This is a genomic window from Streptomyces rishiriensis, assembly GCF_003112535.1.
GTDB lineage: Bacteria > Actinomycetota > Actinomycetes > Streptomycetales > Streptomycetaceae > Streptomyces > Streptomyces rishiriensis.
In genome coordinates this window covers 162,340-185,489 of sequence record NZ_BEWA01000011.1, presented here as the reverse complement: position 1 = coordinate 185,489, position 23,150 = coordinate 162,340, and the positions used below count along the sequence as shown (strand labels likewise).

General features: G+C 74.5%; 14 protein-coding genes. 9 read left to right on the top strand and 5 right to left on the bottom strand.

Annotation, left to right across the window (positions count from 1 at the left end; all coding sequences use genetic code 11):
• Positions 1–741, bottom strand: a complete 741-nt coding sequence (locus tag Sri02f_RS19265; RefSeq protein ID WP_159106745.1) for a 4'-phosphopantetheinyl transferase family protein — start codon at positions 739–741, stop codon at positions 1–3.
• Positions 742–912: 171 nt separating this feature from the next.
• Here Sri02f_RS19265 and Sri02f_RS19260 point away from each other — a divergent pair, with 171 nt between their 5' ends.
• From Sri02f_RS19260 to Sri02f_RS19225, 8 genes are all read left to right on the top strand, one after another.
• Positions 913–2,145: a hydroxymethylglutaryl-CoA synthase family protein gene (locus Sri02f_RS19260; RefSeq protein WP_109002556.1), complete on the top strand. Its 1,233-nt coding sequence runs from the start codon at positions 913–915 to the stop codon at positions 2,143–2,145.
• A 7-nt stretch (positions 2,146–2,152) separates the two neighbouring features.
• Positions 2,153–2,944: an enoyl-CoA hydratase-related protein gene (locus Sri02f_RS19255; RefSeq protein ID WP_109002555.1), complete on the top strand. Its 792-nt coding sequence runs from the start codon at positions 2,153–2,155 to the stop codon at positions 2,942–2,944.
• Between the two features lie 52 nt (positions 2,945–2,996).
• Entirely contained in the window at positions 2,997–5,408 is a 2,412-nt protein-coding gene (locus Sri02f_RS19250; protein WP_109002554.1) for an acyltransferase domain-containing protein, read from the top strand.
• Between the two features lie 136 nt (positions 5,409–5,544).
• A complete protein-coding gene (locus Sri02f_RS19245; RefSeq protein WP_109002553.1) occupies positions 5,545–11,835 on the top strand; it encodes a beta-ketoacyl synthase N-terminal-like domain-containing protein in 6,291 nt (2,096 codons plus the stop codon).
• Between the two features lie 44 nt (positions 11,836–11,879).
• Positions 11,880–13,439: an MDR family MFS transporter gene (locus Sri02f_RS19240; protein ID WP_245970687.1), complete on the top strand. Its 1,560-nt coding sequence runs from the start codon at positions 11,880–11,882 to the stop codon at positions 13,437–13,439.
• A 137-nt stretch (positions 13,440–13,576) separates the two neighbouring features.
• Positions 13,577–14,476 (top strand): DUF6039 family protein, encoded by a 900-nt coding sequence (locus Sri02f_RS19235; RefSeq protein WP_109002552.1) that lies wholly within the window; start codon positions 13,577–13,579, stop codon positions 14,474–14,476.
• On the top strand, positions 14,473–16,863 hold the full coding sequence (gene fabD, locus Sri02f_RS19230) for an ACP S-malonyltransferase (protein WP_109002551.1): 2,391 nt from the start codon (positions 14,473–14,475) through the stop codon (positions 16,861–16,863). Before Sri02f_RS19235 ends, fabD begins: the two co-directional genes overlap by 4 nt.
• Before the next feature lie 20 nt (positions 16,864–16,883).
• The gene (locus Sri02f_RS19225; RefSeq protein ID WP_109002550.1) at positions 16,884–17,816 is read left to right on the top strand and encodes a DUF6039 family protein; all 933 of its coding nucleotides are present in this window, start codon (positions 16,884–16,886) and stop codon (positions 17,814–17,816) included.
• A gap of 74 nt (positions 17,817–17,890) precedes the next feature.
• Here the strand turns inward: Sri02f_RS19225 and Sri02f_RS19220 are convergent, their stop codons facing one another.
• Both Sri02f_RS19220 and Sri02f_RS19215 read right to left on the bottom strand, forming a co-directional pair.
• Entirely contained in the window at positions 17,891–18,256 is a 366-nt protein-coding gene (locus Sri02f_RS19220) for a VOC family protein (protein WP_109002549.1), read from the bottom strand.
• A 114-nt stretch (positions 18,257–18,370) separates the two neighbouring features.
• Positions 18,371–18,778: a DUF3224 domain-containing protein gene (locus Sri02f_RS19215; protein WP_109002548.1), complete on the bottom strand. Its 408-nt coding sequence runs from the start codon at positions 18,776–18,778 to the stop codon at positions 18,371–18,373.
• A 248-nt stretch (positions 18,779–19,026) separates the two neighbouring features.
• On the opposite strand from Sri02f_RS19215, the gene Sri02f_RS19210 reads away from it, so the two are divergent.
• Positions 19,027–19,743, top strand: coding sequence for a PIG-L deacetylase family protein (locus Sri02f_RS19210; RefSeq protein WP_109002547.1), 717 nt, complete (start codon positions 19,027–19,029; stop codon positions 19,741–19,743).
• Positions 19,744–19,883: 140 nt separating this feature from the next.
• Here Sri02f_RS19210 and Sri02f_RS19205 read toward each other — a convergent pair whose 3' ends face one another.
• Positions 19,884–20,630 (bottom strand): class I SAM-dependent methyltransferase, encoded by a 747-nt coding sequence (locus Sri02f_RS19205; RefSeq protein ID WP_109002546.1) that lies wholly within the window; start codon positions 20,628–20,630, stop codon positions 19,884–19,886.
• Positions 20,627–23,005 carry an alpha/beta fold hydrolase gene (locus Sri02f_RS19200; protein ID WP_109002545.1) on the bottom strand — a complete coding sequence of 793 codons (2,379 nt, stop codon included), beginning with the start codon at positions 23,003–23,005 and terminating at the stop codon, positions 20,627–20,629. The genes Sri02f_RS19205 and Sri02f_RS19200 overlap by 4 nt, the downstream gene beginning before the upstream one ends.
• Positions 23,006–23,150 lie beyond the last annotated feature (145 nt).

Sequence of the window (23,150 nt, the reverse complement as noted above, 5' to 3'; positions counted from 1 at the left end):
TCACGGCGGGCCGGGGTGCCGGACCACCGTCACGTCCGGCCCGTGGCCCCGCCGCAGCGCCACCGCGACGACGTGCCGGTCGCCCCGGGGCCACTGGGCGAACTGCCACAGCAGGCCGTCGTCGTCGGCTGCGGCCAGGCGGGGCGCGCCCGCCGCGTCCGGGGTCACGGCGTAGGAGTCCGGGGGCAGCAGGAAGCCCAGGCCCCGCGCCTTGCCGTACGCCTCCTTCAGCGTCCAGTGCCGCAGGAACACGGCGCTCCGCTCGGCGGGCGGAGCCGCGAGCACCCGCGCGCTCTCCCGGGGATGGAACATCGTGCGCGCCACGCGCACCGGGTCCACCGAGCGGTCGGCCGTCTCGACGTCGACGCCGCAGTCCAGCTCGGGACAGACGAGACACACGGCCAGGCCCGGAGCGTGGGCGACGCTGAAACGCAGCGGCGGCACGGTGGGCGGCCCCGCGGTCTCGGGACGCCCGTGCGGACCCGTCGTGAAACGCCAGCCGACGGGCGGGACTTCGGGAACGCAGCGGCTGAGCGCGGTCCGCAGCAGGGTGCGGGCCGCGACGTACAGACGACGGTCCCCCTCCCTGCGGAAGGCGCCGGAGCGCCGCCGTTCCTCCTCCGACAGCAGGGCGTGGTCGCCGTAGGCGTCCGGGGCGGCGGCCCACACGTGGGCGAAGGGGACGCCGGTGACCGCATGGTGCAGGGCGACACGAGGGGGCGGCGGGGTCTCCTCGGGCACGGCGGCCTCCCCGGTTCCGGCCCACGGCCGTCGGACGTGCGGTGGCGATGTACCGAGCCTGCGGCGCACCGAAGTGCCCTGCCGTGCAAAAGTGAGCAGAGCCGCGACGCCCGCGAAGGTTACAACCGAGAGCCGGGGCCCGGTGGCAGGCCCCCGACCGCGGGAGCGACCATGGCTGTCGGCATCGAGGCGATCAACGCCTATGTGGCACGCGCCTGTTTCGACGTGGCGGAGCTCTTCCGCGGCCGAGGCCTGGACATGACCCGGTTCGACAACCTGATGATGCGTCAGAAGTCGGTCAACCTGCCCTGTGAGGACGCGGTCACCAACGCGGTCAACGCGGCCAGGCCCCTCGTCGACCGGCTCACCCCCGGGGAACGCGACGCCGTCGAACTCCTCGTCGTCGGCACCGAGTCGGGCCTCGACCTCGGCAAACCCATCTCCACCTACATCCACCACCACCTCGGCCTCAGCCCGCGCTGCCGTTCCTTCGAGGTCAAACACGCCTGCTACGGCGGCACGGCCGCCCTCCAGACCGCCGCCGGCATCATCGGCGCCTCACCCGTGGACACCGCCAAGGCCCTGGTGATCGCCGCCGACGCGCCGAGCGCGGCGGCCCGCGGCACCTATTGGGAACCCTCCGAGGGCGCCGGCGCCGTCGCCCTCCTGGTCGGCCGCCGACCGCACGTCCTGGACCTCGACCCCGGGGCCAGCGGCCTGCACACCTTCGAGGTGATGGACACCCTGCGGCCCCGCCCCGACCTGGACTTCGTCGACTCCGACGTCTCCCTGCTGTCGTACCTGACCTGCCTGGAACGCAGCTTCGCCGCCTACCGGGAACGGGTGGCCGGCGCCGACGTGGTGGACAGCTTCGCCCACCTGGTCCTGCACACCCCGTTCGCCGGCATGGTCAAGGGTGCGCACCGCAAGCTGCTGCGCACCCACAAGGGCCTCGGACCGCGCGAGGCGGCCGAGGACTTCGCCCGCCGGGTCGCGCCCACCCTGCACTACGGCTCCCGGGTCGGGAACCTCTTCTCCGCCTCGCTCTACCTCGCCCTGTGCTCCCTCCTCGACCACGGCGCTCCCGAGACACCGTGCCGCATCGGGCTGTTCTCCTACGGCTCGGGGTGCGGTTCGGAGTTCTTCAGCGGCGTGCTCGGCGAGGAGGCGGTGGCCACCGCCGGCCGGATGCGGATCGGCGCCGCCCTCGACGCCCGGCGGGCGCTGACCATGGAGGAGTACGACGCCGTCACCGAACTCGGCGGCGACCGCGCGTTCGGCGTGCGGGACCTGGACGTCGACACCAAGCCCTACGCGGACCTGTACGGCGACCTCTTCGACGGCGCCGGGCTGCTGACGCTCGACCGTATCGAGAACTTCCACCGCCTCTACTCCTGGAGCTGACCGACCGATGAGCCACGGCACCGTCCGCGTCGGGCGCCAGGACCCCGCCGTCCTGCGCATCACCCTGAGCCGGCCCGAGCGCGGCAACACCGTCGACTCCGCCCTGATCGCGGACCTGCACGAGGCCCTGGACGGCGCCGAGAAGTCCGACGCCTGCCGGCTGGTCGTGCTCGACTCGCCAGGGCAGGTGTTCTGCAACGGGCTGGACATGGCCGAGTCGGCGGCGGAGTTTCCCGCGGCGTCCGACCACGACGGCGACCCGGGCCGGGGGGCGGCCGGGTCCGCGTTCTTCGGACTGCTGCGCCGGCTGACCGAGACGCCGAGACTGACCCTCGCCTGCGTGGACGGGCGGGTGACCGGCGGCGGCGTGGGACTCGCCGCGGCCTGCGATCTCGTCCACACCACCGAGCGCGGCGTGTTCAGCCTCCCCGAGGCACTGTGGGGCCTGCTGCCGTGCAGCGTGCTCCCGTTCCTGGTCCGCCGCACCGGCTTCCGCACCGCCGGCTCCATGACCCTCACCACCCTGCCGCTCACCGCCCGGGAGGCCGTGGACCGGGGGCTCGCCGACGAACTGTCCCCGGATGCCGCCCCGTTGGTGCGCCGACTGCTGTCGCGGCTGACCAAGGTCGACGCCCGGATGATCGGAGAGGCCAAGCAGTACCTGTCCGCGCTGCACCCCGTCACCGCCGAGACCGAGCGGCGCGCGGTCACCGAGTTCGCCCGGCTCGCCGCGGCGCCGGGCGTCCGCGAGGGCATGGCACGGTTCGCCGCCGAAGGGCGCTATCCGTGGGAGCGGTGAGCGCCGGGCCCGGGCCCGCCCCCCGCCGAACGCCGCACGGGGAAGAGGGCCGATGAGAGTCGTGTGGGCGTTTCCCGGCCAGGGCTCCCAGCGCAAGAACATGGGAGCCGGCCTCTTCGACCGCCACCCCGGGACGCTCGCGCGGGCGGAGGCCGTACTCGGCCGCTCGGTGCCCGAACTCTGCTCGGACCAGGCCGCGTTGCGCGACACCCGCGTCCTGCAGCCCGTGCTCTACACCGTCGGCGCGCTGACGTACCTCGACCGCGCCGCCCGCGAGCCGCAGCCCGACTGCATGATCGGCCACAGCCTCGGCGAGTACACCGCCCTCTACGCGTCCGGCGCCCTCGACTTCGAGACCGGACTGCGACTCGTCGTGGCCCGCGCCGAGATCATGAGCCGGGCGAGCGGGGGCGGCATGCTCGCGGTCGTGGGACTCGGCATCGACCGGCTGCGGGAGGTCATGCGCCGTGAGGGCGCGGACGACATCGACGTCGCCAACCACAACTCGCCCGTGCAGACCGTCCTCTCGGGCCCCGAGGAGTCCGTCCGCGCCCTCGCGCCCGTACTGCGCCGGGAAGGGGCGGGCAAGTGCGTGCTGCTGCACATCAGCGTCGCCGCCCACTCCCGCTACATGGCCGAGGCGGCCGACGAACTGGGAACCGTCCTCGACGCCGTCACCTTCCACGAGCCCCGCGTTCCCGTGATCTGCAACGTCACCGCCCGCCCCCACCGCGCCGGCGAGATCGCTCTCCGGCTGCGCGAACACATGTGCCGGGAGGTGCGCTGGTGGGACAGCCTGGCCCACCTCGTCGACCACGGGGTCACGGAGCTGGTCGAGCTGGGCCCGGGAAGCGTGCTGACGAAGCTGTGGGCGACGGCCCGCACGGAACTGGCGCCGGGCGCGGCCGGCCCGCAGGGGCCGCCGGACGGCGGCGGCGGGGCGGCCAGGGACGGCACGAGCGCGGATACTCGTGCCGGAGCGGGCACGGATGCCGGTGCCGGAGCGGTCTCGGCGACGCGAACCGGACAGAACGCCGGGGCCCGGCCGGAGACGGACGCGACCCCCGGTCCGCAGCCGGGCGGTGACAGCGCGGCGGCGCCGCGGACGCGGGGGTCCACGGGTGGGACGGGACGGCCCTCCGCGCCGCCCCCCGTGCCGCGCCGCGTGCCGCCCCCTGTGCCGCGCCGCGTCCCGGTGGCCAAGGAGCGGCTCGGCTCGGCGCGGTTCCGGGAGCGGTACGGCGCCGAACTGGCGTGGGTCGTGTCCGGGACCGGGGACGGGGCCGTGGGCGACGAGGTCTGCCGGGCCGCACGGGCCGCCGGTCTCGCGGCCTTCGCCGATCCCGCCCTCGGCGACCCGGACCGCCTGTCCCTCGGCGGCGCGGGACGACAGGGGTGGGGGATCGGACTGCGCCCCGGACCGGACGCGCACGAACAGGTCACCGCGCTGCTCGCCCACGGGGTGCGACACGTCGAGGCCCACCACCCGCACGGTCCCGACGCGGCGCTCGTCCGCTTCCGCTTCACCGGCGCCCGCCGCGGTCCGGCCGGCGCTGCCGTCGCCGTACGGCACGTCATCGCCCGCGTCACCGGCCTCGACCAGGCCGCGGCCTTCCTGCGCCCGCCCTCCGCGGCCCTGCTCGCCGAACTCGTGCGCACCGAAGGCCTGTCGGCCGCGGAGGCCGACGCCGCCCGCGTGCTGCCCGTCGCCTCCGACCTGGCCGTCCAGGCGCCGGGGGGCTGGCACGACGACGGCGCCGACGCCTACCAGCTCCTGCCCGCCGTCGCCGCGCTCGCCGCCCGAAGCCCCGGGCCCGAGCCCGTGCACGTGGGTCTGTGCGGTGTCGTCGGCACGCCCGAACAGGCCGCCACGGCCTTCGCGCTCGGCGCCGCCTTCCTCGTCTCCACCTCGCTCACCGCCTGCTCACCGGCCGCCCGGCTCGCCGTCGCCCTCAAGCACACCCTCGCGGGGGCCGGCGACGACGACGTCACCTGGGCCCCCACCGAACGGCACGCCACTCTCGGCGTTCCCGCACGGGTCGTCCGCCGGGGCACCCTGTTCCCTGCCAGGGCCGGCCTGCTGCACCGGCTACTGCGCGCACACCGGTATTTCGCCGACGTCCCCGAGCACCGGCGCCGGCACATCGAGGAACATCTGCTGGGCGGACCCGCCACGGCGCTGCCGGCGGCCGCCAGCGCCGACGGCCGCCTGCGCACGGCCGACGTGTTCCGCTGGTACGCGCGTGAGACCGCCCGCCGCACGCCGGGCGGCGACCCCGTACGGCCCCTGGACCACCAGCTGCCGTGCGACCCGGATCTGACCCACTTCAACCGCGTCACGTCCGGCACCGCGCTGGCCGCGTGGACCGCCCGCACCCCGGACGCGGTCGTCGGACATCTCCTGACAAACGCGGCGGAACTGCTGACCGCGAGGGCCCCGAACCGGGCCGAAACGCGCCCATGAACCAGTGGCACAGCAAGCAATCGCCGATACGGTCTGCGACGGACGACGGCGTCCCGCCCACGGGACCCCACGGGCACGCGGCGTGCCCGGACCGACACGGACCGAGCCGAGGTCGACACCCGTGGAGTGAGACGGCATGAACCCTATGGAGCGCACCGACATCGACACCCGACCCCACGGCGGTACGCGCGTCCCCCCGGACACCCCGTCCGGCGGCAACGGGACGGCGCCGGTCGACCCGTGCGTCGTCCTCGTGTCGGCGGGCGACCCGGAGCGGCTCGCCCGCGCCGCCCACGGCCTGCGCGACCGGCTCGCCCGGCTGCTGCGCCAGGAGCGGGCGCCCGCCGTCGCCGACGTGGCCTGGACGACCCAGACCGGCAGGGTGCCCATGCGGCACCGGCTGGCGGTCGTCCACCACGATCTCGCCGGGGTCGTCGCCGCGCTCGGCGCCTTCCTCGCCGGGCGGGCCGACCCGGCCGTCCACACCGGGCGGGCCGGCCGGGCGCCGGCCGGCCCGCCCGGCACCGCCGCCGAGGCGGCCCGGCTGTGGGCCGAGGGTGCCGACCTGACCTGGGAGACCTACTGGCACACGCCACGCGCCCGCGTCGCCCTGCCGGTGTACCCCTTCACCGCCGCCGACGCGCCCGTGCCGCGGTCCCCTTCGGCACTCGCCGTCGCCACCGCATCGGACGCGGGGGCAGATCCGTGCGTGGCCGACCTGGAGACGGCCCTCCTGGACCGGTACGCCGAGGTGTCCGGGATACCCCGGAGCGAACTCGACGCCCACACGCCCTTCGTGGAGTACGGGCTCACCTCGCTGCAGATCGGCGAACTCAACCGGCTGCTGGAGGAGGACTGGGGGGTCGGCGCCCGCACCCTGTTCTTCGAGCACCGCGACATGGCACACGTCGCCGAGGACGCCGTACGCCGCTGCGGAGCCGCCCCGCGCCGTACGCCCGAGACCGGACGGACGGAGACCGGACGGACGGACACCGGACAGTCGGAATCCAGACAGTCGGAGACCGTACGGACGGACCCCGGACAGTCGGAGACCGTACGGACGGACCCCGGACAGTCGGAGACCGTACGGACGGACCCCGCTCCCTTATCGGCCGCGGCCCTGGACCCTGCCCCGCCCCCGCCCCCGCCCCCTGTCCCCACCCCTGCCCCTGCTCCGGCCCCGGCCGGGGGGAGCAACGGCGCGATAGCCGTCATCGGCGTCGCCGGCCGCTACCCGCAGGCCCCGGACCTGGAGACGTTCTGGGCCAACCTGAGATCCGGACACGACTGCGTCACCGGCCTGCCCGCCCACCGGCACCGGCCCGGCTGGCCCGTCGAGGACATGACCGGCGGCTTCCTCGACGGCGTCGACCGCTTCGACCCGCTGCTGTTCGGCATCACCCCCCGCGACGCCGCCCTCATGGACCCGCACGAGCGGCTCTTCCTGGAGACGGCCTGGGCCGCTCTGGAGAACGCCGCCTACCCCCGGCAACGACTGCGCGAACAGCACCGGTCGCGCGTCGGCGTCTACGCGGGCGCCATGTACGCCGACTACGCCTTCTTCGGCGTGGAGGAGACCCTGCGCGGACGCTCCGCCTACAGCGGCGGCGCGCTCGGCAACATCGCCAACCGCGTCTCCTACGTCCTCGACCTGCACGGTCCCAGCCTCGCCGTCGACACCATGTGCTCCTCCTCGCTGTCCGCCCTGCACCTGGCCGTGCGCGCACTGCGGGCCGGAGACTGCGAGATCGCGCTCGCCGGGGCCGTCAACCTCTCCCTGCACCCGAACAAGTTCGTCCAGCAGCGGCTCATGTCCCTGACCTCCAGCTCCCGGCGCTGCCGCAGCTTCGGCGCGGGCGGCGACGGATTCGTGCCGGCCGAGGCGGTCGGCGTGCTGGTGCTGAAGCCGCTGGCCCGGGCCCTGGCCGACGGCGACCGGGTGCGCGCGGTGATCCGGGGCACCGCAGTGGTGCACGCGGGACGCACCAACGGCTACATCGTGCCGTCCCCCGTCGCGCAGAGCGAGGTCGTCCGGGACGCCCTCGCGGACGCGGGACTGCGACCCGCCGACATCGACTACGTGGAGGCCCACGGCGCCGGCACCGCACTCGGCGACCCGGTCGAGATCGACGGTCTCACCCGCGTCTTCGGCGGCGACGACCGTCCGCCGGGCTCGCTGCCCATCGGCTCGGTGAAGTCCGCCATCGGGCACGCCGAGGCCGCGGCCGGCATCGCCGCGCTCACCAAGAGCCTGCTCCAGCTGGAACACGGCACGCTGGCCCCGACCCTGCACGTGGACCGGCTCAACCCGAACATCGACTGGGACGCCGTGCCGTTCCGCGCCCAGGACACCGCCGCCCCCTGGCAGCGGCCGACCGGACCCGACGGCGCACCGCGGCCCCGGCGCGCGGGCATCAGCTCCTTCGGCGCCGGCGGAACCATCGCCCACGTCGTGCTGGAGGAGTTCCCCGCGCAGCCCCGCACGGACACCGCCCCGGCGCCCCGGCTGCTCGTGCTCTCCGCACACGACGAGGAGCGGCTGAAGGACTCCGCGTCCCGCCTCGCCGCCTGGCTGCGCCGCCCGGAGCCTGTCGCACTCGCCGACATCGCCTGGACCCTCCAGATCGGCCGCGAGCCGCTGCGCGTGCGGCTCGCGCTCCTCGCCACCGACGCGGCGGAGGCGGCCGACCGCCTGACGGAGTTCGCGGCAGGCCGGCACACGGACGCCGCGGGCGTCCTGCGCGGCCGGGCGCCGCACGGTGGCCGGCCCCAGGGGCGTCTGCTGCCGGACGGTCCCGACCCCGACCTCGCCGCGGTCGCCCGGCACTGGGTGAGCGGCGGACCCGTCGACTGGGCCCGGCTGTACACCGGCGCCGTGCCGCGCGTCACCACCCTGCCGACCTACCCCTTCGCCGGGATGCGGTGCTGGATCCGCGAGGAGGACGACGCCGGCGGGCCCCCTGCCTCGCCCGCCACCGGGTCCCCGCGTGACACACCGGCCCCTCGACAGGACGGCGACGACACCGTGCTGCTGCGCCGCGAGTGGCTGCCCACCGGCGAGGCGACCGCCGGGAACGGTCCCGCCGAGGGCGTCGTGGTGTGCCTGTTCGGCGCCGCGACCCGGGCCCTGGCCGACGCGCTCGCGCGCACGGCGCCGCCCGGCACCCTCGTCCCGGTCCTCGTCCACGACGGCAACTGTCCAGGCGACGCAGGGGAGTTCGGCGACGACGGCCAGGCCGACGCCGTCACCGACGACCTGCTCGCCCGCCACCCGGTGATCGCCGGCTGGATCGACCTCACCGACCTCGACCGGCCCGACCCCGACGACCCCGGCCCGTGGACCGCCCGCCTGCTGATGATCCGCCGGCTCGTCGGCGCCCGGCCGGGCGCCCGGTTGCGCGGCGTCCAGGCGGTACGCGGCCTTCAGGACCTCGACGGGCCCGACCCCTGCCCGTCCGGCGCCCGCATGGCCGGGTTCCTGCGCTGCCTCGGCGCCGAGTACCGGCGACTGGACACCACCGTCCTCGACACCGACCTGCCCACCGCCGACCCGGAACGGCTGGCCGCCTCGCTGTGGGGCGAATGGCACCGGCCGGGCGACCGGGCCGAGGTCTGCCATCGGCACGGACTGCGCTACGAACCCGTCCTGCGCCCCACCCTGGCCCGGCACGCCCCGCTCGAACCGGACCCCGGCCGCGCCTACGTCGTCACCGGCGGCACCCGGGGCATCGGCGCCCGGATCGCCGCACATCTCGTCCAGCGCGGAGCGCGGGCGATCGCGGTGCTCGGAGCCCGGCCGCTGCCGCCCCGTGACCGGTGGGACGCCGCCGGGGCGCTCGGCGCCGCCGAGGCGGAGGCCGTCGTCGGCGTACGGCGACTGGAACAGCTCGGCGCGCGCGTCCTGGTCCACACCGGTCCGCTCACCGACCGGGCCGCCCTCGGCGCCTTTCTGGAGCGGGTGCGGTCCGAACTCGGTCCCCTCGCGGGCGTGGTGCACTGCGCGGGCGGTCCCGGCGACGGCCGGCCCGCTTTCGTCGGCAAGGACACCGCCACCGTCCGCGCCACGTTCGCGCCCAAGCCCGAGGGTCTGGAGACACTGGCCGGCCTGTGCGCGGGCGACCGGCTCGACTTCTTCGTGGCGTTCTCCTCGGCCTGCGCCCTGATCCCGCGCCTCGCCGTCGGCGTCACCGACTACGCGGCGGCCAACGCGGCGATGGACCTGCTGCTGTCCCACCGGGTACGCCGCGGCGCCGGCCACTTCCGTTCCGTGGCCTGGCCGATGTGGACGCAGAGCGGAGCGGCACGCGGCAAGGACAACGTCTGCGCCCCGGTCGGTCTGGACACCGTCGACGACGCGGCGGGGCTGCGCATCCTGGAGCAGGCGATCGCCATGCCCTGGGGCGGCACGGTCCTGCCGGCCGTCCCCCTGGACTCCTCCCTGGACACCGAGACGTTGCTGGTCACCCGGACGGGTGAGGCGCCGGCCGGACCGGTGGCGGACGCGCCCCCGGCGCAGGAGGCCCCGCCCGCCGACAGCGGTCCCGGATGGCTGGTCCCGCTGGTGTGCGCGGTGCTCGGCACCCCGGAGACGGACCTCGACATCACTGCGGACTTCACCGATCTCGGCGTGGAGTCCGTGATGCTGGGCGAACTGCTGGAGCACGTCGAGGAGGCCGTAGGCAAGCGCCTTCCCCCGTCGCTGCTGCTGGAACACCCCTCGGTCGAGCAACTGCACGACCACCTGACCTCCGTGGGCCTCGCCCCACACGCCGAACCGGTCGCCACGACGGCGGAGTCCGCGACCCGGGGGCCCGCGCCGCGGACCGGGCCGGCGGTCCCGGCGCCGACGGCAGCCCCCGCCACCGTCTCCTCGGCCGGCTCGGCCGGCCGCGGTACCGACGGCAGGGTCGCCGTCATCGGCATGGCCGGACGGTTCCCCGGCGCCCCCGACGTCGCCGCCTTCTGGCGCAACCTGCTCGAAGGCCGCTGTTCCGTGACCGAGGTGCCGGCCGGACGCTGGGACACCCGGGCCTACTACCGCCCCGACCACGAACTGGGCCGCAGCACCGGGAAATGGGGCGGGTTCCTGGACGGGCTGGACCTGTTCGACCCGGAGCCCTTCCAGCTCACCGACGACGAGGCGACCGTGCTGGACCCGGGGATCCGGCTGTTCCTGGAGGCCACCCGGGACTGTCTCGCCGACGCCGGCTACCGGGGCGAGGAACTGCGCGGCCGGGACGTGGGCGTCTTCGTCGGCGGGCGGATCTCCTCCTACCCGCTGCGCGCGCCCCTGCGCCCGGACGTGCTCCAGTCCGACCAGAACTTCCTGGCCGCCCAGGTGGCCCACCGCTTCGACTTCCGGGGGCCCAGCCTGGTGGTGGACAGCGCCTGTTCGTCCTCCCTGGTGAGCGTGCAGCTGGCGTGCCGCAGCGTGCTGTCCGGAGAGGCGGAACTTGCCCTGGCGGGCGGGGTGGAGATCCTCCTGGACGAGCGGCCCTACCTGGAGTTCAGCGCCGCGCGGGTGCTGTCGCCCACGGGTCGCTGCCGGCCGTTCGACGAGAAGGCGGACGGGATCGTGCCGGGGGAGGCCTGCGGCGCCGTCCTGCTGAAACCGCTGGCCGCCGCCCTGCGCGACGGCGACCGCGTCCACGCGGTGATCGAGGCGGTCGCCGTCAACAACGACGGCCACACCATGGGGACGACCACGCCGAACCCGGCCGCCCAGACCGACGTCGTCCGCAAGGCGCTGGCCGCGGCCGGCCGCCGGGCCGAGGAGATCGGGCTGGTGGAAGCGCACGGGACCGCCACCAGGATCGGCGACCCCATGGAACTCAAGGCCCTCACCGACGCGTTCGCCGGCGCGGAGGAGCCGTACGGCCGTTGCGCCATCGGCAGCCTGAAGGCCAACGTCGGCCATCTGCTGAGCGCGGCCGGTGTGGCGGGGCTGGTCAAGGTCGCGCTGAGCCTGGAGCACGGGGTGGTGCCGCCCACCCTGTTCTGCGAGACGCCCAATCCGCGCTTCGACTTCGCCCACTCGCCGTTCCGGCCCGTGACCTCGGCCGAGCAGTGGACGGCGCCGCCCGGGCGGAGGGTGGCCGGGCTCAGCTCCTTCGGGCTCGGCGGCACCAACGCCCATCTCGTCGCCTCCGCCCTCGACCCCGCCGAGCGGCCGTCCGGCGTCGCGGTGCGCGAGCCCCTGCCCGCGCCCGCCTACACACGACGGCGGCTGTGGCTGGAGCGAAAGCCGGACGGCGGCCCCGCCCCGGAACCCCGCCCGCAGGCCGAACCCTGGTCGCAGGCGGAACCCCGGCCGCAGGCGGAAGCCCGGCCGGCGCCCGCCCGCGCCGCCATCCTCGATCTGCGCTTCGTCACCCGCCGGGTGACGGGGGGCAGTCCCCCGTCCAGCCCGGCGGAGAGGGTGCCGTAGCACCCGGCCCGCCGCCCGTCATCCCACGGAAGGAAACACCCGTCATGGACAACTCCGCAGAGGCGGCCTCCCGGCCCGCGGACGCGGCACCGGCCCTGCCCACCCCTCGTCAGGCCGCGCTGGCCATCGTCGGTGTGATGGCGGGAATGCTGCTGTCGGCACTGGACCAGACCGTCGTCAGCGTCGCCCTGCCCAGCATCGTCGGCGAACTGGGCGGCCTGGAACGCCTGCCCTGGGTGGTGACGATCTACCTGGTCACCTCCATGGCGGTCACCCCGCTCTGGGGCAAGGTGTCCGACCTCTACGGCCGCCGGACCGTGGTGCAGTGCGCCATCGGCGTCTTCGTCCTGGGGTCCGTGCTGTGCGGCGTCGCGCAGAGCATCTGGCAGCTCATCGTCTTCCGCGGGATCCAGGGGCTCGGCGCGGGCGGACTGTTCGTGCTGGCGCTCGCCGTGATCGCCGACGTGGTGCCGCCGGAGCGCAGGGGCCGCTACCAAGGCATGTTCGGGGCCGTGTTCGGACTGTCGAGCGTGGTCGGACCGCTGGTCGGCGGCTGGTTCACGGACGGTCCGGGCTGGCGCTGGATCTTCCTGATCAACGTGCCGGTCGGCGCGCTGGCCCTGGTGGCGACCGCCGTCGGCCTGCGCATCCGCAGCCCTCAGCGCCGCCACACCATCGACTTCGCCGGCGCCGCCCTGGTCGCCGGCGCCGTCGTGTGCGCCCTGCTGTACCTCAACTGGGCCGGGGACGCCTACGGTTGGGCCGCACCCGGTTCGCTGCTGCTGGTCGCGGGCGCCGTCGCCCTCGGTGTCCTGTTCGTGTGGGCGGAGACCCGGGCGGCCGAACCGGTCATCCCCATGAACCTGTTCCGCAACCCGGTCTTCGGCGTCGGCGCCCTGTTCGGACTGCTCTCCGGCGCCGCCATGTTCGCCGGCATCGTGTTCCTGCCGCTGTACTTCCAGACCGTGATGGGCATGTCCTCCACCCGCTCCGGACTCGCCATGCTCCCCGCGATGTTCGGGCTGACCCTCACCTCGATCGCCTCGGGACAGCTGATCAGCAAGAACGGCCGCTACAAGGTGTTCCCCGTCTCCGGGTCCGCGCTGCTGGTCGTCACCATGCTGCTGCTGTCCCGGCTCACCGCCGACACCCCCTACTGGCAGATCGGCCTGTACGCCTTCCTGTTCGGCGCAGGCGTCGGTCTGGTGATGCAGCCCGTCATCACCGCCGTGCAGAACTCCGTGCCCCCGCAGGACGTCGGCGCGGCCACCAGCGCCGCGAACTTCTTCCAGCGGATGGGGTCCGCCGTCGGGGTCGCGGTCCTCGGCACCGTCCTCACCAGCCGGGTGACCGACCGGCTGACCGACGTCGGCCAGGACGCGGCACGCGCCGCCGGCCAGGGCGTCGAGGCCCTGCACCGGCTGCCCGAACCGGCGCGCGGGGACGCCCTGGACGGGTACGCGCACGCCATGGGCGACATGTTCCTGGTGTGCGTCCTGCTGGTGGGCATCGCCCTCGTGGTGTCCCTGTTCCTCAAGGAGATGCCCCGCAAGGCCGAGCCGGCCGCCGAGCAGCCGGTGCAGGAGGCGCCCGCGGCCGGCTGACCCCGGGCCGGCGGGACCGCCCCCGCCTGCTCAAAGTTGTGCAGCCCCCGCACCCCGGTCCGCCTAGCGTGGCTCGCGCCGGCCTTCCAGGCCCGGCACGAGCCACGCATTCTGCGCATCGGAAGGACGGCCATTCCATGGAACAGCGGACAGCCCGGAGCGCGGCCGGTCTCAGCCCGGCGTCGGCCCAGAGCCCCGTGCCCGCCGACAAGCTGCTGCACTCCGGCAACTCGGGCTTCACCATCGCCCGCAGCGCCCAGCTGAAGTACGAGCACCGGGTCGAGGGCCGCAAGCTCTTCGCCGACGTGATCGCCTACATGAACCAGTCCGACCTCAACGGGGCCTCCTTCTACTTCTACGAGGAGGCGTTCGGCAAGCAGGACCGGGTGCACTGGCTGATCCATTGGAAGACCCCGAACGACTACGCCATCAGCCTGCACATGGTCGACCACGACGAGAAGATGATCGACCTGCTGGAGAGCGACCGCACGGTCGAGGACGCGAGCGCCGGTGTGTGGGGCCGTGCCGTCGTCGAGGGCTCCGTGCGCGAACGCATCCTCGTCCCGCAGCACGGGCTCGTGCACGAGGAGGACGAGCACGACAGCGGCGATCTCTGGGTCGACCCGGCCCGGTTGCAGACCAGGCAGTCCGACGCCGAACTGCTGCACTCCGCGAACGCGCTCCTCACCCTGCACCGCACCGGCCAGGCCTCGCACGAGTTCCGCAAGGAGGCCCGGCTGTACGCCTTCGCCTGGCAGAACGAGGTCAACCGCAAGCTGCCCGGCCGCGCCACCTCCTACCTCTACGAGGAGACGTTCGGCGTGATGGACCGGCTGCACTGGCTCGTCCACCTCAAGGACTTCGACGCCTACCAGGAACTGCTCCGACTCGAGCGCACCGACGCCGACTTCGGGGCGCTCGCCGAGCGGCAGTTCATCGCCGGCGGCAAGGGCGGCGGCAACTGGGGCCGCTCCTTCGTGCCCGGCACCATCGAGGACACCCTGCTGCTGCCGCACCAGCTCCACCCGGGCGCGTGAAGGCCTGGCTCTTCGCCGGACAGGGGGCGCAGCGCGCCGGGATGGGGGAGGCGCTCTTCGACCGCTTCCCCGAGTACGTGACGGCAGCCGACCGCATCCTCGGCGAGTCCGTGCGCGCGCTGTGCCTGGACGACCCCGACGGCCGGCTGAACCGCACCCGGTGGACCCAGCCCGCGCTGTACGTCGTCAACGCGCTCGCGTGCGCGGAGGCGCTGGCGGAGGGCCCCGCCCCCGACGTCCTGGCGGGACACAGCCTCGGCGAGTACAACGCGCTGCTCGCCGCGGGCTGCTTCGACTTCGAGACCGGTCTGCGGATCGTGCGGCGGCGCGGGGAGCTGATGGGGGAGGCGGACGGCGGCGCCATGCTGGCCGTCGTCGGCCTCACGCCCGACGCCGTCCGCGCCCTGCTCGACCGCTGCGGGGCCGCCGACGTCGACCTCGCCAACCTCAACACCGCCACCCAGGTGGTGGTGTCGGGGCCAGCCGAGTCCGTGCGGGCGGTACGCGCCGCGGTACGGGCGACCCAGGGTGTCCGCTGTGTCCCGCTGGCCACCAGCGGCGCCTTCCACTCCCGGCACATGCGCCCTGCCCAGGAACGTTTCGCCGCGTTCCTCGACACCGTCGGCTTCCGGCCGCCGCGCATCCCTGTGATCGCCAACGTGACCGGCCGGCCCTACCCCGCCGACGGTGTGGCGGACCTGCTCGCCCGGCAGATCGCGGCCCCGGTGCGCTGGCACGAGACCCTGCGCGAACTGGTCCGGCGGGGTGTGACCGAGGCCCGCGAGTTCGGCCCACGCCCCACACTGCGGCCCATGTGGGATTCGGTGCTGGCCGAGCCGGAAACCGTGCCGCAGCCGCAGCCGCAGCCGCAGCCGCAGCCGCAGCCGCAACTGAAACGGGAACCGGAACCAACGCCTGTGCCTGTGCCTGTGCCCGTGGCGGTGGCTGTACGACGGGACGCCCCCGCCGCCCCCGCCGCCCCCGAGCCGGAACCCGTCCGTGACCCGGCCGCCGCCCGGCTCGGCAGCGCGGAGTTCCGGGAGGACCACGGGGTGCGCTACGCCTACCTCGCGGGCAGCATGTTCCGGGGGGTGTCCTCCGTCGAACTGGTCGCCCGGCTCGGGCGGGCGGGCCTGCGCGGCTACTTCGGCGCCGGCGGACTGGACCTCGGCGCCGTCGAGAAGGCGCTCGCCGAACTCGCCCGCACCCCCGGCCTCGACGGCCGCTACGGAGTGAACCTGCTGCACGACCTCACCCGTCCCGGCGCCGAGGACGCCCTGACCGACCTGCTGCTGCGCCACGACGTCCGGCACGTGGAGGCCGCCGCCTTCACCACCGTCACCCCGGCGATCGTCCGCTACCGGTTCACCGGCGCCCACCGCACCCCCGACGGCGCCCCCATCGCCGTACGCACCCTGGTCGCGAAGTGCTCACGTCCCGAGGTGGCCGCGCACTTCATGGCGCCGCCCGCCGGGGAACTGCTGCGGCGCCTGGTCGCCGAGGGCGCGCTGACCGCGCAGGAGGCCGACGCGGCACGCGGGCTGCCGGTGGCGCAGGACATCTGCGTGGAGGGCGACTCGGCCGGCCACACGGACGGCGGTGTCAGCCTCGCCCTCGTGCCGACGACGGCCGCGCTGGCGGAGCAGTTGACGGCACGGCACGGCTACGCCCGCCGGCTGCGGGTCGGGGCCTGCGGAGGGCTGGGCACCCCCGAGGCGGTCGCGGCGGCCTTCGTCCTCGGCGCCGACTTCGTCGTCACCGGCTCCGTCAACCAGTGCTCACCGCAGGCGGGCACCTCGGACGCTGTGAAGGACCTGCTGGCCGCCCTGGACGTCCAGGACACCGCGTACGCGCCCGCCGGCGACCTGTTCGAACTGGGCTCCCGGGTCCAGGTGGTCCGCAAGGGCACCCTCTTCGCGGCCCGCGCCAACAAGCTGTACCAGCTCTACCGCGCCCACGGCGGACTGGACGACCTCGACGAGGCCACCTGCACCTGGCTGGAACGCGACTGTCTGCGCGCCCCGCTCGACCAGGTGTGGAAGCAGACGTGCGACCACTACCGGGACACCGGCCGCGTCCATGAGATCGAGCGGGCCGAGCGGGATCCCCGGCACCGGATGGCGCTCCTGTTCAAGTCGTACTTCGCCCGCACCAACCGGGCCGCACAGGACGGCGATCCCACCGAGCGCGCCAACTACCAGGTGCACTGCGGGCCCGCGGCGGGCGCCTTCAACCGCTGCGTCCGCGGCACCGCCCTGGAGCCCTGGCCGGAGCGGCACGTCGAACGCATCGCCGATCTGCTGATGACCGGCGCGGCGCGGGTCCTCGGCGAGCGCCTGGCCGCCTACGTCCGGCCCGGCCCGGGCGACATCCCTCACCACCCATGACACATGCGAGGAGAGCCAACATGACCGTGGACAGCGGCACGCCCAGTGTCCCGCCCGCCCGGCACCAGACCACGCAGCCCGCGGACCGGATCCTGCACTCCGCGAACGCCGGCGTCGTCGTGGAGCGGGTCGCGCAGATCGCCGCCGGCCAGGGCGACAGCGCGCGCCGCATGGCCCGCGAGGCCGCGGAGTTCGTCAACGCCAAGCATCCGGGCCTCGCGACCGTGTTCGTCTACGAGGAGACCTTCGGCGTCAAGGACCGCCTGCACTGGCTGATCCACTTCCGGTCCCTGGAGGACTACGAACGGCTGCTGCACATGGGGGGCGCCCGCGACTTCCGGGACGGCGTGCTCGGCGGCCATGTCTCCGACCGCCAGGCGGAGCAGTGGCAGGCCGCGTTCGTACCCGGCACGGTGCGGGAGACGATGATGTTCCCGCACCGCTGGGGCATGTTCGGCACGGCCACCCAGACCATGGCACAGGACCCGTCGATGAGCCCGCTCGCCGCCGACCGGGACGAGCCCTGGTTCGAGGTGCTGCCCGCGAGGCACCAGACCTCCGTCCCCGCCGACCAGCTGCTCAACACGGCCACGGCCGGTGTGATCATGCACCGGGTGGTCGACTTCAGCTACAAGTACCGGGCCGAGGCACGCCTGTTCGCCCGTACGGTCGCCGAGAACACCAACCTCAACTCGGGCGGCGACGCCACGGCGCTGGTGTTCGAGGAACTGTTCGGGACCATGGAGCGGATGCACTTCCTCATCCACATGAAATCGCTGGGCACGATGTACAAGCTGATGGGCATCGACGCCCGCACCGACCCCAGGGCGCCGCGCGCCACGTACATGCAGGACTGGGTGTCCAAGGAGCAGGGCGGCGGGCGCTGGGACAGCCTGATGCTGGAGGGCAGTGGCCACGACGGCTGCCTGACGCCGCAGTACTGGGGCGACTGAGACCGGCGCGAGGAGGCCGCGGCACTCGTGACGAGTGCCGCGGCCTCCTCGCGCCGTGCCCGGCGGAGCCGGTGTCAGGCCATGGTGGTCACGCAGAACGGGTGACCGGCCGGGTCGATCAGGACGACCCACTTCTCGCCGCCCGGCTGGTGCTCCGGCCGGGTCGCTCCCAGGGAGGTCAGCCGCTCCACGGCTTCGCCCAGATCACTGACACTGAAGTCGAGGTGCATCTGCTTGTCGTCACCGGGCCAGGAGGGCTGCTTCAGGCTCTCGGCCCGCTGGAAACCGATGCGGCTGGCCCCGTCCGGGGTGCCGATGTAGGCGAAGTCCTCGCTCGAGTAGAGCGTCTCCCAGCCGGTCACGGCGCTGTAGAACTCGGCCAGCGCCTTCGGGTCCGGTGCGTCGAGAGTGACCGCTGCCAGCTGCCCAATGGGGGACATGAAAGGTTTCCTTCCTCAGGACGATGGTCGTCTCGGCGTGCAACTTCCTTGTGCACCTCCGGCGTTCGCGAGCCTAGGCCCTGGCCTGTCCGTGTGCACGCGGATCGCCGGGACTTACTGGAAGGAGTGGTCCAGCGTGACCGTCGCATGGCCGTCGGGGCCGGGATTGTCGCAGAAGTAGGTGCCGGTGCCCCGCAAACCGGTCAACCCGCCTGTTCCGGAGCCCTCCAGCACCTCCAGGGTGGCCTTGGCCGCGCCGCCGCCGGTGGTGCCGGTGATCTGGAGGACGAAGCTGCCGCTGCGGTCGCCGATCCGGCCCGTCACCCGCTCCAGCGCCGTGAACGCGCTCGCCCCGCCGGGGGACAGGGCGATGAGGACCTGTTGCACGCCCTCGCCCTCGAGCTGTCCCCGGTAGTGGTTGGCCACCTGGCCGTGCATCAGCACGGGAGCGCCCTCCGTCGCCTCGTAGGGGGCCGGCTGCCAGGGATCCCAGGTCATGGTGCTGGTCGACTGCGTCTGCATGCGTTGTCCTCTCGCTCGCTGGACCTCGGCGAACCGGTGGCCGGACTGCCGACGGTGATCAGCCGGATCCTCGCGCCTCGACACCGTCGGCTCTGCTCACTTTTGAGCGTTCACCGGCCGCGGCAAGAGGTATTTTCCCAAAGGAGCCGATAACCGGTCCCGCGCTCGGTCAGATAGCTGCCGGACAGGACCGGCCAAATGCATTCCCAGCCTATCGGGACGAGAAAGGGTGCTGTTATCTTCGGGCCATGAGCGATGAATTCCAGGAAATGCCCGAGGACTGGACCCGCGCCCTCGCCGTGGTGGCGCATCCCGACGACATGGAATTCGGCGCCGCGGGCGCCGTGGCACGCTGGACCGCGGCCGGGAAGTCGGTCGCCTACCTCGTGGCCAGCCGGGGCGAGGCCGGCATCGACTCGATGGCGCCGGAGAAGGCCGCCGAGGTCCGTGAGGCGGAGCAGCGGGCCAGTGCGGCGGTCGTGGGGGCGAGCGGAGTGGAGTTCCTCGACCATCCCGACGGGCGCATCGAGTACTCCGCCGAGCTGCGCCGCGAGTTCGCCGCCGCGATCCGCCGCCACCGCCCCGAACTGGTTCTCGGCTTCTGCCACCACGACCACACCTCGACGGGGCGCTGGAACTCGCCGGACCACCGCAACACCGGCCGCGCCCTGCTCGACGCGGTCGGCGACGCGGCCAACCGGTGGATCTTCCCCGAGGACGGCCTGGGTCCCTGGCAGGGCGTCCGGTACGTGGCGGTCTCCAACTCGCCCCGGCCCACCCACGCCGTGGACGTCACCGACCACATCGACCGGGCGGTGGCCTCCCTCGAAGCCCACGCGAGCTATCTGGCGGCCATGCAGCCGCCCGTCACCGACGTGCGCGGCCCGCTGCTGGGCCTGGCCCAGGCGATGGGGGCCCGCTTCGGCGGCCGGCCGGCGATCGCCTTCGAGCTGATACCGCGCTGACCCGGCCCGGCCGGTCCGGTACCGGGCCGAGCGCGGCGAGCCGGGGACGACGGGCGCCTGCCCCGTCGTCCCCGGCGTCGTCCGTCCCCGGCCTCGTCCCGTCCCCGGCGTCGTGCCGGCCCCCGCACGGTCTCCGGGGCTCAGATCCTGACGTACACGCTGCGGTGCACGCGCCACTGCTGCAGCCGGGGGCGATCCGGGTCGGGCAGGGTGCGCAGAGCGGCCAGCGCGGGCTCGACGACCCGGGCCCAGGTCTCGTCGTCCACGTTCCACAGGTAGGGCGGGAGACGGCGTTCCAGGCTCTCCAGGAGCTGACGGGGAGTCGTCGCCCGTTCGTAGTCCGGGGCGAACTCGTGCCGCAGTCGCTCCAGGCCCGTCTCCCGCGCGGCCGCGTCGAGGCGCTCGGGGGTGTCGGGGCGCGGCGGTTGCAGCACGGCCAGCCGGTCCAGCACGGCGACCAGTTCGTCCGGGTCGGCCTCGGGGTCCCCGTGCACCGCGAGCAGCCGTCCTCCGGGACGCAGCACCCGCGCCGCCTCACGCAGCGCCCGGGGCATGTCGCCGACCAGGTGCAGGACGTGCGTGAACACCAGGTTGTCGAACGTGCCGTCGGCGAACGGCAGCGCCCGCGCGTCCCCGGCGGTGACCCGCCCCGGGAGCCGTTCGGCGGCCCGCGTCAACATCGGCAGGGACATGTCGACGCCGTACACCTCGTGGCCGAGCTCGGCCAGCCCGGCCGCCACGACGCCCGTGCCGACGCCCACCTCCAGCACCGGGCCCGGAGTCAGGTCCCCGGCCAGCTGTGCCGCGGCCTGTCTGCCGCGTTCCATTCCGCCCCGCATCCGGTCGTAGTCGTCCGCGACCCGGTCGAAGGCCTTGGCCTCGGTCACCGCGCAGTCCCTTCCATGTCGATGTGCCAGGTGATCTCCGCGTACCGCACGAGGTCGGCGACCTCCTCCGGTGCGCGGACGAACTCCGTGATCAGCTCCGCCACCAGTGCGGGGCGGTCGTGCGGCGCGTAGTGACCGGCGACGGCCAGCTCGGCGTACCGCGCGTGCGGGAAGCACCGGGCCGCCTCGCGGGCCCGGGCGGGGGAGGAGATGCCGTCGAACTCCGAACAGACGAACAGCGCCGGCACGGCCACCCGCGGCGCCTGGGCCGCCGAGTCGAGCCGCCAGAGGTCCACGAGCTGACGGGCGTAGCGCACGAGCACCTCGGCGTCCCGGAAGGGCCGTCGCACCTCGTCGGCGAGCGCCCCGCTCAGCACCCCGAGCACCCCCGCGTCCTGGGCTCCGGGGCTGCCCTTGCCGCCCGCCGCGCCCGGCGCCAGCAAATCCAGCATCCGGGCGGCCTTGTCGGGCCTGCGGTCCAGCGCGCGGCACACCGCCGCGAGGTCGGACTCGTACTTGGTGTCCATGCCGTCCCAGCGGCCGTTCTGCCGGAACGTGGCGTTCAGGAACACGAGGGAGGCGACGCTCAGGGGGCTGTGCTGCTGGAACGCCGTGGCGATCTTGGCGCCGGTGCACCAGCCGAGCACATGGGCGCGCTCGGCGCCGACGGCCTCCAGCACCGCGGTCATGTCGTCGAGCTGGTGCCGGATCCCCCAGGCCGGATCCTCCCGCTCGGTGCCGCGCACCTGCCAGGTGACGACGCGGTGGTACGGGGCCAGGTGCGCGCACAGGCGCGTCAGGAAGCCGGGGCCCTGCCCGAGCGCGTTCAGCACCAGCAGGGGCGGCCCCTCACCGGCCCCGCCCTCGAACAGCACGAGCGGTCGTCCGGCCACCTCCAGGACGCGGTGCCGCAGAGCCGTCCCGCCCTGGGTCCTCTCCGGCAGCGCCTGGTGGGCCCGGACCGCGCCGAACAGCTCCCACTGGCCGGCGGCGGAGAGGGGAGCGGGCGCGGCGTCCGCCGCGTGCGCGGGGACTGCCGCAGGGCCTGCCGGGGACCGCGGAGTCCCGGTGGCGGGCGTGTTCGTGCTGGTGGGTGAGTGCGGGGGCGGGGCGGCGTCCGCCGCGGGGCCGCCTTGCGGCGCGGCTGCCGAAGGCGTCGCGGAGCGTTGCGGGGAGCATGGCGCCGCGCCGGCGGACACCGAGGGGGCCGCCGGTGACGCGACCTCGGCAGCATCGGTCCCGGCAGCGTCGATCCCGGCAGCGTCGATCCCGGTCGTCGCGGACCGTTCCGCGTCGGAGTCGGACCCCGTCGGCCTCGCAGGCCCCGCCGAGCCCGCCGCCCCCGCCGCCCTCGCCGGGCGCGAGTCAGTGTGCGCCGGCGCCGCGTCCCGCAGACGTACCGCCTGGCGGCGTACGTCGGCCAGCCGCAGGTCCAGCAGCCGGTCGGCGGCGCCGAAGTCCTCGCGGTCCGGTACCGGGCGTACGTCGATGCCGTGCACCGCCCCGGCCCGGGCGAGCACGTCGGCCAGCGGGACCGGGGCGGGCCGGGGCACCGTCGCGAAGCCGTCGGGCAGTTCGCCGGGCGCGCCGGCCCGCCACAGTTCCCCGGCGGCCTGCTCCGCGGTCAGCAGGGTCAGGCCCAGCCCCGCCACACCGGCCACCCGCAGCGGATGCCGCTCGAACCAGTCCGGCACGCGGTCCTCGACCTCGGTCCGCACCGAGTGCAGCGCCCACAGGAGCCGGTGCGCACCCGGCGGGCACTCGCCCAGAACCGGGGCCCGGTCGTCCATCGCCGGCGCCGTGCGCAGCACCCGCCAGGACACTCCGGCGTCCAGGCACGTCTCCACCGCGAGCCGTTCGAGGTCCCGGTACGAGCGGTGCGCCCGGCCCTCGTCCGGCGTCGTCTCCGGGCCCACGTGCACGTACCGGCGGGCCCCGAGGCCCGGCAGCGCGGCGAGCAGCGTCCCGGCCAGCGCGGAGTCCGCGCGCGTCCCGCGGGCCGGCGACGGGTCCCAGCCCGGCGTCACGCACCACACCTGGTCCGCCGTCCAGGCCTTCAGCTCGCGGGCGACGGCGTCCGGCTCGACGCACACCACCGTGAGCCGCCCCTCGTCGAGGGCATCGTGCGGCGGACCGGCCGGAGCGCCGCCCGGGCGAGGCCCGTGGCCGGACGGCGTCGGCGCACCGGTGCGGCACCGTGCCACGAACGCGGCCAGCTCGTGCCGGTCCGGCGCCGGCGCCCCCGGGCGGGACCCCGGCGCGGACAGCAACACCACGTCGGCGCCGGCGGCGGAGTCCGTGGCCGCCAGGCAGCGGGCGGCCAGCCGGCCGGCGAGGAGCGGTGACGTACCGGCGATCAGCACACGCTGCGGCATGCGTAACGTCCTCCCGTGCCGGCGGGCGCCGCCGGCGGGTGATTCCCGGGGACTCGAAACGAAATTGAAGACCTCAGATGTTCCGCTCTTTACGGGCCGTAATTCTGCTCAATAGTGCGCACGTCGAAAAAGTACCCGGAGGCCC

What these genes read in the sequence shown, in the direction of transcription:
- Sri02f_RS19260 (WP_109002556.1), top strand. Translation starts at nt 913, where the DNA reads ATGGCTGTCGGCATCGAGGCGATCAACGCCTATGTGGCACGCGCCTGT.
- Sri02f_RS19255 (WP_109002555.1), top strand. Translation starts at nt 2,153, where the DNA reads ATGAGCCACGGCACCGTCCGCGTCGGGCGCCAGGACCCCGCCGTCCTG.
- Sri02f_RS19250 (WP_109002554.1), top strand. Translation starts at nt 2,997, where the DNA reads ATGAGAGTCGTGTGGGCGTTTCCCGGCCAGGGCTCCCAGCGCAAGAAC.
- Sri02f_RS19245 (WP_109002553.1), top strand. Translation starts at nt 5,545, where the DNA reads ATGAACCCTATGGAGCGCACCGACATCGACACCCGACCCCACGGCGGT.
- Sri02f_RS19240 (WP_245970687.1), top strand. Translation starts at nt 11,880, where the DNA reads ATGGACAACTCCGCAGAGGCGGCCTCCCGGCCCGCGGACGCGGCACCG.
- Sri02f_RS19235 (WP_109002552.1), top strand. Translation starts at nt 13,577, where the DNA reads ATGGAACAGCGGACAGCCCGGAGCGCGGCCGGTCTCAGCCCGGCGTCG.
- Sri02f_RS19225 (WP_109002550.1), top strand. Translation starts at nt 16,884, where the DNA reads ATGACCGTGGACAGCGGCACGCCCAGTGTCCCGCCCGCCCGGCACCAG.
- Sri02f_RS19220 (WP_109002549.1), bottom strand. Translation starts at nt 18,256, where the DNA reads ATGTCCCCCATTGGGCAGCTGGCAGCGGTCACTCTCGACGCACCGGAC.
- Sri02f_RS19215 (WP_109002548.1), bottom strand. Translation starts at nt 18,778, where the DNA reads ATGCAGACGCAGTCGACCAGCACCATGACCTGGGATCCCTGGCAGCCG.
- Sri02f_RS19210 (WP_109002547.1), top strand. Translation starts at nt 19,027, where the DNA reads ATGAGCGATGAATTCCAGGAAATGCCCGAGGACTGGACCCGCGCCCTC.
- Sri02f_RS19200 (WP_109002545.1), bottom strand. Translation starts at nt 23,005, where the DNA reads ATGCCGCAGCGTGTGCTGATCGCCGGTACGTCACCGCTCCTCGCCGGC.